The sequence below is a fragment of the Photobacterium sanctipauli genome, assembly GCF_003026495.1.
Taxonomy (GTDB): Bacteria; Pseudomonadota; Gammaproteobacteria; order Enterobacterales; family Vibrionaceae; genus Photobacterium; species Photobacterium sanctipauli.
The window spans coordinates 41032-56084 of the sequence record NZ_PYMA01000006.1 but is presented as its reverse complement, the minus strand read 5'-3'; the positions used below and the strand labels follow the sequence as shown (position 1 = coordinate 56084).

The 15053-nt window shown below is 34.5% G+C and carries 14 protein-coding genes; 12 read left to right on the top strand and 2 right to left on the bottom strand.

All coding sequences use genetic code 11. From position 1 onward, the window contains the following. Positions 1-19 precede the first annotated feature (19 nt). Together C9I98_RS11305 and C9I98_RS11300 are read right to left on the bottom strand one after the other, a co-directional pair. Entirely contained in the window at positions 20-709 is a 690-nt protein-coding gene (locus C9I98_RS11305; protein ID WP_338049183.1) for a YjbF family lipoprotein, read from the bottom strand. Positions 710-910: 201 nt separating this feature from the next. Further along, on the bottom strand, positions 911-1228 hold the full coding sequence (locus tag C9I98_RS11300) for a hypothetical protein (protein WP_036816372.1): 318 nt from the start codon (positions 1226-1228) through the stop codon (positions 911-913). Between the two features lie 673 nt (positions 1229-1901). Here C9I98_RS11300 and C9I98_RS11295 point away from each other — a divergent pair. The 12 genes from C9I98_RS11295 to C9I98_RS11240 all read left to right on the top strand — a co-directional run bounded on the left by C9I98_RS11295 (position 1902) and on the right by C9I98_RS11240 (position 15046). Continuing rightward, the gene (locus C9I98_RS11295; RefSeq protein WP_036816374.1) at positions 1902-3044 is read left to right on the top strand and encodes a polysaccharide export protein; all 1143 of its coding nucleotides are present in this window, start codon (positions 1902-1904) and stop codon (positions 3042-3044) included. Between the two features lie 61 nt (positions 3045-3105). Continuing rightward, positions 3106-5268: a polysaccharide biosynthesis tyrosine autokinase gene (locus tag C9I98_RS11290; RefSeq protein ID WP_107271997.1), complete on the top strand. Its 2163-nt coding sequence runs from the start codon at positions 3106-3108 to the stop codon at positions 5266-5268. A gap of 107 nt (positions 5269-5375) precedes the next feature. Next, complete coding sequence (rfbB, locus tag C9I98_RS11285; protein ID WP_107271996.1) at positions 5376-6440, top strand: dTDP-glucose 4,6-dehydratase; 1065 nt, start codon at positions 5376-5378, stop codon at positions 6438-6440. A 9-nt stretch (positions 6441-6449) separates the two neighbouring features. Further along, positions 6450-7325 (top strand): glucose-1-phosphate thymidylyltransferase RfbA, encoded by an 876-nt coding sequence (rfbA, locus tag C9I98_RS11280; RefSeq protein ID WP_107271995.1) that lies wholly within the window; start codon positions 6450-6452, stop codon positions 7323-7325. Between the two features lies 1 nt (position 7326). Next, complete coding sequence (locus C9I98_RS11275; RefSeq protein ID WP_107271994.1) at positions 7327-8784, top strand: lipopolysaccharide biosynthesis protein; 1458 nt, start codon at positions 7327-7329, stop codon at positions 8782-8784. After that, positions 8765-9856 carry a DegT/DnrJ/EryC1/StrS family aminotransferase gene (locus C9I98_RS11270; protein ID WP_107271993.1) on the top strand — a complete coding sequence of 364 codons (1092 nt, stop codon included), beginning with the start codon at positions 8765-8767 and terminating at the stop codon, positions 9854-9856. The genes C9I98_RS11275 and C9I98_RS11270 overlap by 20 nt, the downstream gene beginning before the upstream one ends. Beyond that, a complete protein-coding gene (locus C9I98_RS11265; protein WP_036829538.1) occupies positions 9857-10411 on the top strand; it encodes an acyltransferase in 555 nt (184 codons plus the stop codon). Next, positions 10408-10992 carry a hypothetical protein gene (locus C9I98_RS11260; protein WP_107271992.1) on the top strand — a complete coding sequence of 195 codons (585 nt, stop codon included), beginning with the start codon at positions 10408-10410 and terminating at the stop codon, positions 10990-10992. The genes C9I98_RS11265 and C9I98_RS11260 overlap by 4 nt, the downstream gene beginning before the upstream one ends. Further along, the gene (locus C9I98_RS11255; protein WP_107271991.1) at positions 10983-11495 is read left to right on the top strand and encodes a TDP-N-acetylfucosamine:lipid II N-acetylfucosaminyltransferase family protein; all 513 of its coding nucleotides are present in this window, start codon (positions 10983-10985) and stop codon (positions 11493-11495) included. Before C9I98_RS11260 ends, C9I98_RS11255 begins: the two co-directional genes overlap by 10 nt. Before the next feature lie 3 nt (positions 11496-11498). Beyond that, on the top strand, positions 11499-12848 hold the full coding sequence (locus C9I98_RS11250; RefSeq protein WP_107271990.1) for an O-antigen polymerase: 1350 nt from the start codon (positions 11499-11501) through the stop codon (positions 12846-12848). After that, entirely contained in the window at positions 12841-13926 is a 1086-nt protein-coding gene (locus C9I98_RS11245) for a glycosyltransferase (RefSeq protein ID WP_158262680.1), read from the top strand. Before C9I98_RS11250 ends, C9I98_RS11245 begins: the two co-directional genes overlap by 8 nt. A 7-nt stretch (positions 13927-13933) precedes the next feature. Then, positions 13934-15046 (top strand): glycosyltransferase, encoded by a 1113-nt coding sequence (locus C9I98_RS11240; protein WP_107271988.1) that lies wholly within the window; start codon positions 13934-13936, stop codon positions 15044-15046. Positions 15047-15053: the final 7 nt, after the last annotated feature.

The window sequence follows — 15053 nt, the reverse complement described above, 5'->3', positions numbered from 1 at the left end:
ATTATTCCTTCCCCTAGTTCTAAGAAAACGGCTTCAAGAGCGTAATGTCAATATAGGGCAGCCCAGGTGCCAATTTTTGTTGTGATTTAAGCACTTTACCTGTCGTTGGCTCAATCCAAAATTGGTTGTTATAGCTCATATCCAGCTCTTCCACATATACGGCTTCTTTAAAATGCATGGCCTCAACTGGCTGCTGGTTAACCATGATGATTTCAGTACCTTGTTGGTCAAACGTCGAGGTTAATGTGTAGCCGAAGTGATAGCCTGGCTGCCAATCTATAATACGTTGCCAAGTTTTAGGCGAGTTGGGCAAGTGCAAACCTGCTTGCAATGGGTCAACTTGCTGGCTGGCAATATTGACTAGGTTGCCAACGGGTAAATTAAGGGTTTTAACTAACCGGCCATGTTCGGTGACTAACATACCACCGTCAGAAGATAGCCATTTAAGCTGTAACTTCTCTGGTGTGTTATTCTGCTGACTTGATTGGTTGGAACTCAAAGATGGCTTTGATTCAGCTAGTGCTAGCACCATAAAAGCCTGAGGGCCATCATCAACACGGGCATAGATGCTGGCATAGGGTAAGTTAGTGATTTCATCACTCTGAAGTTCGACATCAGGATCGCCAAAAAAAGCTAGCGAGAGGGTATCGTTAACATCTTTGAATTTCTGGCTACAGCCAGTAAGGGCCAGAAGGGCGACTGAACACAAAAGCGCTATACACTTTTTAAAGAGGAAAGGTTGCATCCGGCAATAATTCCTTATACAGCAAAAAACGAAAAGTAAAAATCTGCTACTAAGTTGTTGTTTTAACGGAAACTTAACTTTAAAGCTAGCATGAATACAAAAAATAACCGCACAAGAGTGCGGTTATGGGATACACAGCTGTTTTTATGTGTCTTTAGCTTTCTATTAACCCTGAGTAGAGTTACTGTTGGTGCTGGTGTTGTTATTACCAGAATCAGCAACGGCAACAGCTGCAACAGTAACTGCAATACCTGCAGCAACAGCTGTTGCAGTAATACCGCCAGCTGCGGCCGCGGTTGCACCAGCAGTACCAGCTGCTGCGCCAGTTGTACCACCTGCAGTCGCAGCAGTTGTAGAGGTTGCACCAGCTGTAGAACCAGTTGTACCACCAGCCGTACCAGCAGTAGAGCCTGTTTCAGTTGCTGCAAATGCAGAGCTAGCCATGGTCATTGCCGCTAGCAGAGCAATAGCACTCTTTTTCATCCTATTCCCTTACAGTAATAAAAGTTCACAAATCAATCGTTATTCTAAATAACTCTAAAAGCAATTGCCTTCAATGCAATGATATGGCGGTTAGTTAAAATGTGCAATCAAACACGAATGGTGAAACAAAAGATTTACACCTTAGTGCTCTAAATCACGATAATAGAGCAAATACAAAGCTAGGTGCTTTTGTCAGAAGGATTGTTGTGAGTTGATAAGATGCGTAATTAATAAATTAGGAAGTGCAAGGTCGAGCAAGATAGAAAGCAGAAGCTAAAAACTCACTTTTGTTTAGGGGAAAATGTGTGTAAAATACACACCACTTTTACGTATGTTAGCTAAAGCCTCCTTTAGTCAGCTTGATTATGAGGTTCGGTTGTTGAAAGATTGAGTTAGCAAAAACGCACACTCTAAAGTACAACGTAACTAGTTAAAAATATATCAAATTACGGTCATTGGGAGCCATAACCTAAGGGCGGTAGCATGGGTGATTACACTAATTAGGCATCCTAATGGTTAAAATTCACCACATGAGCACGGTAGTTGCATCTAGCTACTGTTCAATAAATTCCATAAAAAAATTTATGACAGCCAAGCAAGTGCACAATGTTTGGCTGCAACTTGATTATTCAGATCAAGCTTATCCTTATCTTTTTATTATCGATTACAAATTATGCATTTCACAAAGAAGCTTCTTTTTACCGCAATGGCGACGGCCATGCTTGCGGGATGTACAGTGCCAGGTTCACATTTAACTGTCGATAACAAGAATGTTATTGCGAGTAATGATGCACAAGGTGCTGAGTCAGATATTAATGAGCAAGTAAACGTCTACCCACTCACTGCGGCTGCGGTTAGCCAATTTAAAACACCAAAAGTCTACTCGCAGGTAAATACAGCGTTAGATGCAGAAATTGCCCGTTATCAATATCGTATTGGCCCTGGTGATATCCTAAATGTGACCATATGGGATCATCCTGAGCTCACTATTCCTGCTGGTTCATATCGTAGTTCGGCTGAAGCGGGTAACTGGGTGCATGCCGATGGCACGATTTTCTATCCATACATTGGCTTGGTTAAAGTTGAAGGAAAGACAGTGACTGAAGTGCGTGATGAAATGGCACGCCGTTTAGCCGCTTATATTGAAAGCCCACAAGTTGATGTTAATGTTGCTTCGTTTCGTTCTCAAAAGGTGTACATAACAGGCGAGGTCGATAAAGCAGGTCAGCAAGCGATTACCAATGTACCGCTGACTTTATTGGATGCGATTAACCGTGCTGGTGGTTTGGCTGAAGATGCCGATTGGCGCAATGTGACATTGACTCGAGAAGGAACAGAGGAAAATGTTTCTCTGTATGCATTGATGCAGCGTGGTGATTTAACCCAAAATCGTCTCTTGCGCCCTGGCGATATTGTTCATGTTCCGCGCAACGATGCACAAAAAGTATTCGTGATGGGCGAAGTGAACGACCCGCAACTGCTTAAAATTGACCGCGCAGGCATGAGCTTAACCGAGGCGCTTAGCAATGTAGGTGGGATTAACCAGCTTTCGGCAGATGCAACAGGTGTGTTTGTAATTCGTAGTAATGTTAACAACGACCAAGATAGTACGTTAGCCAATGTATATCAGCTTAATATTCAAGATGCATCTGCGCTTGTTATCGGTACTGAGTTCGAACTTGAACCATACGATATTGTGTATGTAACCGCTGCCCCAATTGTTCGCTGGAATCGAGTTATCTCACAGCTTGTACCAACTATCAGTGGCTTTAACGACTTAACGGAAGCCGCACTGCGTGTAAGAACTTGGCCATAACGGTATGTCAATATCGTATGAATCCTTCACAATCTAAAGCACTTATACTTGTTGAATACTTATGACCATTAATCAAAATATACAAGCCAAACAAGAATCGGATGAAATTGATTTAGGTAAGTTGTTTGGTATCTTGCTCGATAATCGCTGGAGTATTATCGCGCTTACCTTTCTGTTTGCTATTGTTGGCGTTATTTATGCGCTATTGGCAACACCTGTTTATAAAGCCGATGCACTTATTCAAGTTGAACAAAAAAACTCTGGTATGCCGGCTTTAGGCGAAATGGGCGAACTGTTTGCCAGTGAGTCATCTTCATCTACTGAGATTGAGATCATTAAATCAAGAATGATCTTAGGCAAAACTGTTGATAAGTTGAACTTAACCACAGTTGCAACACCTAATTATCTACCTGTTATCGGCAAAGGCCTGGCTCGTATTCAAGGCGTCAGTAATCGAGTAGAAATTAGCCGCTTCGATATTCCGAAATATATCGATGCCCCTGTGTTTACTTTAACGGTTGTAGATGCTGAAACTGGTGAATATGAATTAGTTGACACTAATGAACGTATAGTATTAAACGGTAAAGTGGGAGAAATTGCACAAGAGGGCGAGTTCACATTATTTGTGTCCTCTATCAGTGCTGAGGCTAATGATTCGTTTACTGTTGTTAAACGTTCACGGTTAGATGCGATTCAAAGCTTGCAGAAAAACCTATCTGTGAGTGAGCGAGGAAAGCAAACAGGGATTTTGCAACTCTCTTATGAGGGCGAAGAGCGCGCAGACATTGAAGAAATTCTTAACGATATTAGTCAGAATTACTTTTTGCAAAATGTAGCGCGTAACTCAGCTGAAGCTGAAAATAGTTTAGCTTTTTTGCGTACTCATTTGCCCGACATTAAAACAGAATTGACTGCATCTGAAGATATGCTAAACCAATTCCGTCAAGAAAATGAATCAATTGATTTGGGACTAGAAGCAAAATCAACTCTTGATGTAATGGTAAAACTTGAAGCGCAACTCAATGAATTGACTTTTAAAGAGAGTGAAATTTCACAGCGTTTTACAAAAGAACACCCAGCATATATAGCTCTTCTTGATAAACGACAAACCCTCTTAGGTGAGCGTGACCGCTTAAATCGCCAAGTACAGAAACTACCGAAAACCCAACGGGAAGTGTTGCGCCTAACCCGAGATGTTGAAGTCAACCAGCAAATCTATGTTCAGTTATTAAACAAAGTGCAAGAGCTGAATATCATGAAAGCCAGTACGGTAGGTAACGTTCGTATTTTGGATGTCGCTCAGTCATATACCCGTGCAGTGAAGCCTAAAAAGTCTCTGATTGTGGTATTGGCAACATTACTTGGTGGAATGCTGGCAGTAGCAATTGCTCTATTGCGTGCAGCTTTCCATCGAGGTGTTGAAAACCCCGATGAAATTGAAAGTATTGGTTTGCCGGTATATGCCAGTGTGCCAATGTCTGACTGGCAAATAGAGCTTGAGAAAAAACAAAAAAGTAAAAAACAGCTGACAGTTGAAGATACGCTATTAGCAGTTTCTAATCCTGCTGACCTTTCTATCGAGGCTCTTAGAAGCCTACGTACCAGTTTGCATTTCGCTATGATGGAAGCGAAAAACAATATATTGATGATCTCAGGTCCAAGTCCTGGTATCGGCAAATCCTTCGTTTCAGCCAACATGGCAGCCGTTGTCGCTAAATCTGGCTCAAAAGTACTAGTTATTGATGCTGATATGCGGAAAGGGCGTATGGAAAAGCAAATGGCGGTTAGTCATAAACCAGGCCTTTCCGATTTCTTAAGTGGCCAAACGAATATTGAATCTTTGTTAAAGCAACCTGGTGTTGAAGGGCTCGATTTCATTGGTCGTGGTGATGTACCACCAAACCCATCTGAATTGTTAATGCATCCGCGTTTTAAAGAGTTAATGGATTGGGCTTCAAAAAACTACGACATTGTAATTGTCGATACCCCGCCAATTCTAGCGGTAACCGACCCTGCTATAGTCGGGGCCCATGCGGGTACTACATTACTGGTTGGGCGCTTTGGCCAAAATGCAGTGAAAGAAATTGAAATAACTAAACAGCGTTTTGAGCAAAACGGTATTGAAGTGAAAGGCTTTATTTTGAATGCTGTTGTGCGTAAGGCGAGCAGTTATTATGGTGGTAACTATGGTTATTATAATTATAGTTATGAATCGCAAAAATAAGAATTATATAAATTATTAAAGAGGTACTGTACAGATACCTCTTTTTTATTTTAAGAATAAAATTCAAAGCTTAATTAGATAACTAAGCTAATAAATAAGAGATAAAAATGAAAATACTCATAACTGGTGGTGCAGGCTTTATTGGTTCAGCAGTAATTCGTCATATAATAAGAAATACAAAAGACACTGTAATAAATGTAGATAAATTAACATATGCTGGAAATTTAGAATCATTATCAGATGTGGATTTTGACGAGCGTTACAATTTTGAACTGGTTGATATTTGTGATCGTAATGAACTCGACCGAATATTTACGAAATACCAACCTGATGCGGTGATGCATTTGGCGGCAGAATCACATGTTGATCGGTCAATTGATGGTCCCGCTGCTTTCATCGAGACAAATGTTGTAGGTACTTATAATTTGCTTGAAGCATCCAGAATGTATTGGAATACATTGACTGGCGATGAAAAGGCTGGCTTTCGTTTTCATCATATTTCGACTGATGAAGTATATGGTGATTTGGAAGATACAGATGACTTATTTAAAGAGAATACTGCTTATGCGCCAAGCAGTCCTTATTCTGCCTCAAAAGCATCAAGTGATCATCTAGTACGTGCCTGGCTTCGTACCTATGGCATTCCAACCATTATTACAAACTGCTCAAACAATTATGGTCCATACCACTTTCCAGAAAAGCTAATTCCATTAGTAATCCTTAATGCACTAGATGGGAAAGCGCTACCTGTATATGGTGACGGTATGCAGATACGTGATTGGCTTTTTGTTGAAGACCATGCTCGAGCATTGTATACCGTCGTTACAAAAGGAAAAATAGGCGAAACTTATAATATTGGCGGTCATAACGAAAAAACTAACATTGAAGTTGTTCGAACTATTTGCAATTTGTTAGAAGAACTTGTCCCGACAAAACCCATTGGAGTTACAAATTATCAAGATCTGATCACATACGTAACAGACCGTCCAGGACATGATGTTCGCTATGCAATAGATGCAACTAAAATTGCTAATGAATTAGGTTGGATTCCAGAAGAAACATTCGATTCAGGTATACGAAGAACAGTAGAATGGTATTTGGATAATAAAAAATGGTGGAGCCGAGTACTTGATGGTTCTTATAGTATGGAACGCCTTGGAAAAAAAGATTAAGGAAATCATATGAAAGGTATTATTCTAGCTGGTGGTTCAGGTACGCGCTTATATCCAATAACAATGGGTGTATCTAAGCAATTACTACCTGTATACGATAAACCTATGATTTATTATCCGTTATCAGTTTTGATGCTTGCTGGTATTCGGGATATATTAATAATAACTACTCCAGAAGATAACGAAAGCTTTAAAAGACTCCTTGGTGATGGTAGTCAATTTGGAATCTCATTAAAATATGAGGTACAAGCTAGACCTGAAGGATTAGCACAAGCGTTTATAATTGCAGAGGATTTTATCTCTGATGATGCTGCTTGTTTAGTGCTTGGAGATAACATATTTTATGGTCAGTCTTTTTCGCCTAAGTTGAAAGAAGCTGTTAGAAAGGCAGAAAATGGTGAAGGTGCAACTGTTTTTGGTTATCAGGTAAAAGATCCTGAAAGGTTTGGTGTTGTTGAGTTTGACTCTAATCAAAAAGCGATATCAATAGAAGAAAAACCAGAAACGCCTAAAAGTAACTATGCTGTGACAGGCCTATACTTTTACGATAACAATGTAGTTAATTTAGCTAAAGAAGTTAAACCTTCAAAGAGGGGGGAGCTTGAGATTACGACATTGAATGAATTCTACTTAAGCCGAAATAACTTGAATGTCGAAATGCTAGGTAGAGGATTTGCTTGGTTAGATACTGGAACACATGAAAGTTTACTTGAGGCTGCTCAATTTGTTGAGACAATAGAAAAAAGGCAAGGGTTTAAGATTGCGTGTTTAGAAGAAATTGGCTTTAACAACGGATGGCTGGAACTTGACAAATTACGTACTCGAGCAGAACTGATGTCAAAAAATTCTTATGGTCAATATTTACGAGATATAGTAAAGAGCTAGAATGCAAGGTTTAGCGAAAAAGGCTGTAAAAGGCCTAAAATGGAGTGCAGTAGAAAGATTTCTTACTCAAATAATTCAATTGTTAATCATGATTGTTTTGGCAAGACTATTGGGTCCGAAATCGTATGGTTTAATAGGAATGTTAACGATTTTTATTGCTATTTCTAATGTGTTTGTAGATAGCGGATTTAGCGCTGCATTAATTAGGAAAAAGAATGCAGATAATTTAGATTATTCAACAGTATATGTATTTAATATATTGGTTTCAGTAATAATATATCTGATTCTTTTTCTATTAGCAGATAAGATTTCTTTATTCTATAATGAGCCTGAACTTTCTTTACTGATAAAAATAATAGCTTTACCTATCGTAGTTAACTCCTTAAGTTTGATACATAAAACTAAAACTATAGTTGAAATGAATTTTAAGTTGCAAGCGAAAATTTCATTTTTTAGTGCATTATTTAGTGGTTTGATAGCAATATTATTAGCCACTAATGGTTTTGGAACTTTATCTTTAGCTTTACAAGTTTTAACTCAATCTATATTAAATACAACATTTTTTTATGTGTATTATCCATTAAAGATAAAACCTAAATTCAGTCTAACAAGATTTAGAAGTCTATTTGGATTCGGGTCAAAACTATTATTGTCTAGTTTATTAGACACGGTATACAATAATATATATCTTGTTCTAATTGGGAAGTATTTTGATCCATCAACGCTAGGAAGATTTACACAGTCTAAGCAACTATCGATGCTTCCTGCTACGACACTATCTACTGTGATACAGAATGTTACATATCCTATGTTGAGTAGTATTGAGAATTCAAACTCAAATTACACAGATGAGGCTTTACAGTCAACCATTCAGCTAGCATGTATGGTCGTTTTTCCTATTATGGTTGGGATAGCTGTAATCTCTGAGCCTCTTATTAGTATCTTATTAAGTGAAGAATGGAAGGAGATACCGGTATATATATCAATATTATGTATTGCTTATATGGTTTATCCACTACATGCTATAAATTTAAACTTATTAAAAGTAAAAGGTAGATCTGACTTATTTCTAAAGCTTGAAGTGATCAAAAAAGTAATAATGACTATTATTATAGTGATTTCATTCAAATATGGTTTAACCGCTATATGTATTGGAATTGCAATTCAAATGTATTTGTGTCTTATTATTAACACTTACTATACTGGAAAACTATCAAGGGTTAATACGATTAAGCAGATTAAAATAGTTTTTCCAATCTATTTTTCTGTTATTTTTTCAGCATTTATCGGCTATTTTCTTTCAATGTCGATTGAAAGTGATTTGATAAGAATTTTTACTTGTTTGACTATTTCATTGTTCTTATATGCTTTATGCATTTTTAACTTTCAAAGAGCTCTTTTCTATAAAATATATAATTTTTTCGAGTTTAGGTTTATAAATGAAAAATATAAATGTTAGCAGTCCACTTCTTCCTTCTTTTGAAGAGTTTATGGAATTATCGAAAATTGCATGGGATAATAAATGGCTAACGAATAATGGTGAGCTACATAAAAGGTTAGAAGATGAACTTTGTGACTATCTTGATGTTAAATACATTTCATTGTTTTCCAATGGTACATTAGCATTAATTACAGCCCTACAAGCCCTTAACCTTAAGGGTGAAGTAATTACAACACCATATACCTTCACAGCAACAGCAAATTCAGTTCTATGGAACAATTTAAAACCTGTTTTTGTAGATATAGATCCGATAACAATGAATTTGGATTACGCTGAAGTTGAAAAAGCTATTACAAAATATACTTCAGCAATTCTTCCTGTTCATGTTTACGGAGAACCTTGCAATAATGAAAAGTTGAATCAAATTGCTGAAAGGCATGGCTTGAAATTAATCTATGATGCAGCACATGCATTTAATGTTAGAGTTAATGAAGAATCAATCTTAAATTGGGGCGATTGTTCCATTTTAAGTTTTCATGCGACGAAAACATACTCAACAATAGAAGGTGGAGCTGTAGTATGCAATAGTTTAGAGCTTAAAAACAAAATTGATCAGTTGAAAAACTTTGGATTTGAATCTGTTGAATCTCTACCTGAAGTAGGAATAAATGCTAAATTAAATGAAATACAGTGTGCATTTGGTTTGGCTTCACTAAAAGTAATTGATCAGTCTATTTTAAAAAGAAAAGAACTATCTTCATATTATGCTGATAAATTGATTGATTCTGAATTTTTATCATTGCCTATTAAACGAAACGATGTGCAATATAACTATTCTTACTTTCCAGTTTTTGTAAGCGGTGGATTAGAAAAACGTGATGAAGTTCTTAAACGGCTACAAAATAATGGTGTAATTGCAAGAAAGTATTTTTATCCATTGGTATCTGATTTCGAAGGGTTCGCTAAAAGTAGGAAGCTAAACCTTAAAAATGCAGAAGATATATCTAATTCAATTTTATGCCTACCATTACATAGTGAACTAAATTTCTCTGATATAGATTATATTATTAATGTCATGGAGGAATCTTAATTGTCATTTTACACAAAATTAGAGTTAAAAAACCTTGGCTTCAAGGCTGTTGGCGATAATGTGCAAATATCAAACAAGGCTAGCTTTTATGGTATTAGTAAAATATCGATTGGTGATAATACAAGAATAGATGACTTCTGTGTTTTATCTGCTGGAGTGGGTGGAATAAATATTGGTCGAAATGTACACATAGCTGTCTATAGTTCATTAATAGGTGCTGGAGAAATTAATGTAGATGATTATGCAAATATTTCTTCAAAAGTTGCAATCTATTCCAGTACGGATGATTTTAGTGGATCTTTCTTGACAAATCCAACTATGCCAGCTGATCTAACTAATGTTTTATCTTCGCCAGTTACTCTTGGCAAACATGTTATTATTGGTTCTGGTTGCGTTGTATTACCAGGCGTAACTATTTCAAGTGGAGCTGCTATAGGTGCATTGTCCTTGGTAAAAAATAATGTACCAGAGTTTGAAATATTTGCAGGTACACCTGCAATTAAGATATCCGAAAGGAAAAAGGACTTGTTAAAACTTATAGGTGAATTTGATTGAAAATATTACATTTAGCAGTAGATGAAAAATTTATCGATATGGGTGTTAATTCATTTGAGAGAGTTTGGCCGGGTTGCAACGAGGTTTTAGTTTACTCAAATTCAAATAAGTTAAAAGTTAAATATTGTAATGCATTTAAAGTGAGTTTTATTGACCTTTTCAACCCTAAGTATATTAATAAAATTCGTAACGCTGATGTTTTAGTTCTGCACTCTCTTCTCCCAATATTTTATCCAATTTTATTGTTCTCAAAGAAAGAAACACCATTAGTATGGATTGGATGGGGTAGAGATTACTATGACTATTTATGTAAAGAATCAGAGTTAACTCTACCAGTAACTAAAAGAAAAATTAAATCATTAAAAGGTGAACGCAATACTATAAATAAAATTAGAGAGTTTTTTTTCTTATTGATGAAGAGTTCTTTATTAAAAAGAATAACTCATTTTGCTCCAGTGTTAAAAGAAGAGTATAGGGGGGAATTAACAAAGTATAAATATTTAGATTGGAATTATGGTACGATAGAAAAAGATTTTGTACCCAATAAAAATATAAAGATTAGTGGGAATAAATTTTATTAGGTAATAGTTCAACAATTGAAAATAATCATATAGATGCGTTAGTTAAGTTAACAGGATCTAACCTACAAAGAGATATTATAATGCCAATGAGTTATGGGTCTAAATCCTATTGCGAAGTGGTAAAAAAATATATTAGTGATAATAATCTATCGAATATTAATTTAGTAGAAGAGTTTCTTGAATATGATGAGTATATTGAACTTATAAGCTCGTGTGATACTGTATTCATGAATCACATTCGTCAACAAGCATTAGGTAATATTATATTTAATATTTATATTGGAATGAGAGTTTTTCTTCGAGAAGAGTGTCCTACATATGAGTTCTTAACTAAAAATAAAATTAAAGTATTCTCTATCAATAAATTTGAATTAGAACCTGATGAATTTTATAAAGTTTTATCTGATGAGGATAAATTGAAAAATAGAATAAATATTTTAAAGGTTTGGGGAGTTGAAATAATTGATAATAAAACAAAAAATTTTATAGAAAAAATTCTTTGACGCATGAATAAAACAAATCTTATTTTTATTATAGCTATACTTTTATATCTGCCGCTGTATTTACTAGATAATGTAAACAATCTTGTATATATAGCTTCATTTGTGTTTTTATTATCTATAGCTCTTCCTGCCGTTATTTTTAATTATGAAGACTTTTATCAACCTATAATTTTTAAATCACTATTAACGTTAGGTTTCATGTTCTTTCCTTCCATTTACGGTTATGTGTTTGGAATAGATGAACATGTTCTACTTTCAGGTTATTTGTCAAAAATTGAATTGAATAATTATTTGATTTTTTATCTAATATTATTTTCAATTTTTAACATTTCAACATTGTTCTCTTATCTAATAACACCGAATATTAAATTTAAAAATGCACCTTATTACAAAATTAGAGCAAATAAACTTGATTGCTTTTTTATTATAGGCTTTTTATTTAATGTGTTTTGCCTTTCAGTATTTATTGCAAAAGGTGGGTTGAATAGTCTTTTATACTTAAGATCATTTAGTGGTGATGAAAGAATAACAAATGTGTTAGGAGGTACTTGGGTTTTTCTAGGGCAAATAATTATACCAGTTAGTTTTATTGCTTTTCATGCACTATCTAAAGGCAATTACACTAATAAAGTAATTGTTTTTATTCTATGCTTGTCATCATTAGCTTCGATTTTTTTATTAACTGGTTCAAGAAGCGGGGTTGCTTATTATTTGATTTTTATCGCTGTTATATATCTTTATAACGGGAACAAATTAAATATTAAATACTCTATATTTGGTGTACTATCTTTACTGATTCTCTTTGCAACATTATCAGGTCTTAGGAGTAGTGGTGAAGAATATGAAGCCAAAGTTAATCTGAGTGAATCTGTCAGCTCAATTTTTAAAGAGAGAAGTGAAAGAACTGTTGGTTACATTAATGGTGTATATCCAATTTTTCACTTTTTGGGGGATAGGTCTCAGTTGAAGTATGGAGAGACATATATTAACTGGTTATTTGCACCAATTCCAAGAAGCATATATCCAAATAAACCTCAAGGTGTTGGTAAGTTGAATGCGGTTGAAAATTACAGCAGGGATGATACTGCGATCCCGCCTGGTGTAGTTGGTGAGTCATATTGGAATTTCGGAGTTTTTGGCGTAATAATTGTTGGTTTGTTTTGGGGCGTTTTCCTTAAAATATTATGGTCCTACCATCAATCGAAGAAAAAGGACACATTTTCCGGTTTGTTATATATACTGACATTATTCTATTTTAATCCAGAAACAACATCATTCTATTCTTGGATACAGATTATTGTGCCAGTCATATTTATGGTTACTATTTTGAAATATGGTGAAAAAAATGAATAATGCGAAAATTGGTCTATTTATACCTTCAATGAAGGGGGGCGGTGCTGAGAAAGTTTTCGTGAATTTAGCAAACTATTTAATATCAGAAAATTTTGAAGTATGCTTAATTTTAAAAGACAAGATTGGACCAAATTTAAACTTTCTGGATGATAGAGTCAAAGTCATTCCTCTTGACAGTACTAAAATGCTATACGCGCCTTTTTTATTAGCAAGGACTTTAAAAGAAAATAAAATTAGTCACTTAATGAGCACTGTTCGTGGTGCAAATATTATCGTTGGTCTAAGCCGTTTTTTATATAATGAATATAATTGGACATTAAGAGAGGCAAATACTTTTACTAATGCAAAACACAACAACGGATATAAGTCCAGACTAATAGATTTATTATGTAAGTTGATTTATCCAAAAGCAGAAAAAATACTTGCTAATTCGCCAGATACAAAAAATGATATTTTATTTTTAAATAGACGAATCAATACGAATTCAGTAAAGGTACTTCCGAACCCTGTTCTCAGTGATATTCCAAAATTAAATAAAAAAGATAGCAAAAACGTTAAACAAATAATTGCTATCGGCAGGCTTGAATTACAAAAAGATTATGAGTTGATGTTACAATCGGTTTATCATCTTAAGGCTATCTATTCTAACTTTAAATTAAAAATATATGGAGAGGGTAGTTTTGAATCTAAGCTGAAGGCTCTAGCAAGCGATCTTAATATTGAATCGCATATTGAATTTTGTGGTTATAGTGACAAAGTAAAACTAGATCTATTGAATTCGGATTTGTTTGTTTTAACTTCTAAATGGGAAGGTTTCGGTAATGTTTTAGTCGAAGCTTTATCGTGCGGAATTCCTATCGTGAGTTCTCTATGTCCTGGTGGTCCCAGTTACATATTAAAAGAAAGCGATTATATTAAACTAATTGATTCTAGAGATCCTGAATTATATTCAAGTGCGTACAAAGAAATGATATGTAACGGAATTACATATTGTGAAAGAGTCAAACTTCAAAGAATGTCATTTGACTATCTAACAAGCAATGTTTGTAAAAACTATTTAGATTTAATATTGAAGTAAGCATATTATGAATAAAAAAAAATTAATTTTCATTGATAGTTATGTCGGTAGCCTATATGGTGCTCAAAAAAGTATGCTTCATCTTGCAAAGTTATTGGATGGAAAAGACTATCAAGTGTCAATAGGTTCTATTGCTGAAAGTGAGACGTTATTAGAGGCAAAAAAAAACAATTTAGAATGCGACCCTATTTTATTACTATCAAGTTCGTTAAAACCTATTGGTAATTCCAATATATTCAATAAGGTTAAAATATTAATTTTAGCTATTTTTAATTGGATATATTTATTTAAAAATTTTAGTAAATTAAAACAATATGATTATGTTTGTTTTAATGATATTCGCCTTTTTGTTTACTTATTTCCTATTCTTCCACTTATCAGAAATAAGTTGGTTTGGTATGTTAGAATTAAGGAAAGAAATATCAGATTAAATGACTTTTTCAGCCGATTTTGCAAATCAATAGCATTTGTATCTTCAGATTGTGAAGAATCTTTCAGAAGTATCAAGTGTGAAAATGTGTTCGTTGTTAACACAGGATTCGATACGGTAAACTTAATGCCAAAACAATTATCTTCAAAACTGGTTATTAATACGGTTGGTTCGCTTTGCGAGAGAAAAAATCAGTTACAAATACTTGAGATACTGGATGAAGTTTCTTTAAAAGGTTTTAATGATTTTGAACTTAACATAATAGGTGGTGAGGTAGGTAATAGTTTATACAAAGAAAAGTTGGCTAGTTATGTTAGCAATTCAAAATTACTTAAAGGTAAAGTAAATTTTTTAGGCTTTCGAAAAGATATTTTTGAGTTATTAAATAGTGGAGATATCTTTTTCTTTAGTTCTAAACGAGAAGGACTTCCAAGATCTGTTATTGAAGCACTTAAAATGGGGAATTTTGTTATATCGTCTGAGGTTGAAGGTATTAATGATATTATTACTGACAAATACCTTGGCTATATATATAAAGCTGATTCCTGTACAGTTGCTTCTGATGTTTTATCTACTATGCAAAATATTAGTAATTTTTCTTTATCTGCAAAAAATTATAGATCAAAATATGCTAATATGAAGTTTTCTAATGATAGCTTTGTAGAAGAATTTGAGAAGTGTTTAATTTAAAAAATTA

What these genes read in the sequence shown, in the direction of transcription:
- C9I98_RS11245 (WP_158262680.1), top strand. Translation starts at nt 12,841, where the DNA reads ATGAATAATGCGAAAATTGGTCTATTTATACCTTCAATGAAGGGGGGC.
- C9I98_RS11290 (WP_107271997.1), top strand. Translation starts at nt 3,106, where the DNA reads ATGACCATTAATCAAAATATACAAGCCAAACAAGAATCGGATGAAATT.
- rfbB (WP_107271996.1), top strand. Translation starts at nt 5,376, where the DNA reads ATGAAAATACTCATAACTGGTGGTGCAGGCTTTATTGGTTCAGCAGTA.
- C9I98_RS11300 (WP_036816372.1), bottom strand. Translation starts at nt 1,228, where the DNA reads ATGAAAAAGAGTGCTATTGCTCTGCTAGCGGCAATGACCATGGCTAGC.
- C9I98_RS11295 (WP_036816374.1), top strand. Translation starts at nt 1,902, where the DNA reads ATGCATTTCACAAAGAAGCTTCTTTTTACCGCAATGGCGACGGCCATG.
- C9I98_RS11270 (WP_107271993.1), top strand. Translation starts at nt 8,765, where the DNA reads ATGAAAAATATAAATGTTAGCAGTCCACTTCTTCCTTCTTTTGAAGAG.
- C9I98_RS11250 (WP_107271990.1), top strand. Translation starts at nt 11,499, where the DNA reads ATGAATAAAACAAATCTTATTTTTATTATAGCTATACTTTTATATCTG.
- rfbA (WP_107271995.1), top strand. Translation starts at nt 6,450, where the DNA reads ATGAAAGGTATTATTCTAGCTGGTGGTTCAGGTACGCGCTTATATCCA.
- C9I98_RS11275 (WP_107271994.1), top strand. Translation starts at nt 7,327, where the DNA reads ATGCAAGGTTTAGCGAAAAAGGCTGTAAAAGGCCTAAAATGGAGTGCA.
- C9I98_RS11240 (WP_107271988.1), top strand. Translation starts at nt 13,934, where the DNA reads ATGAATAAAAAAAAATTAATTTTCATTGATAGTTATGTCGGTAGCCTA.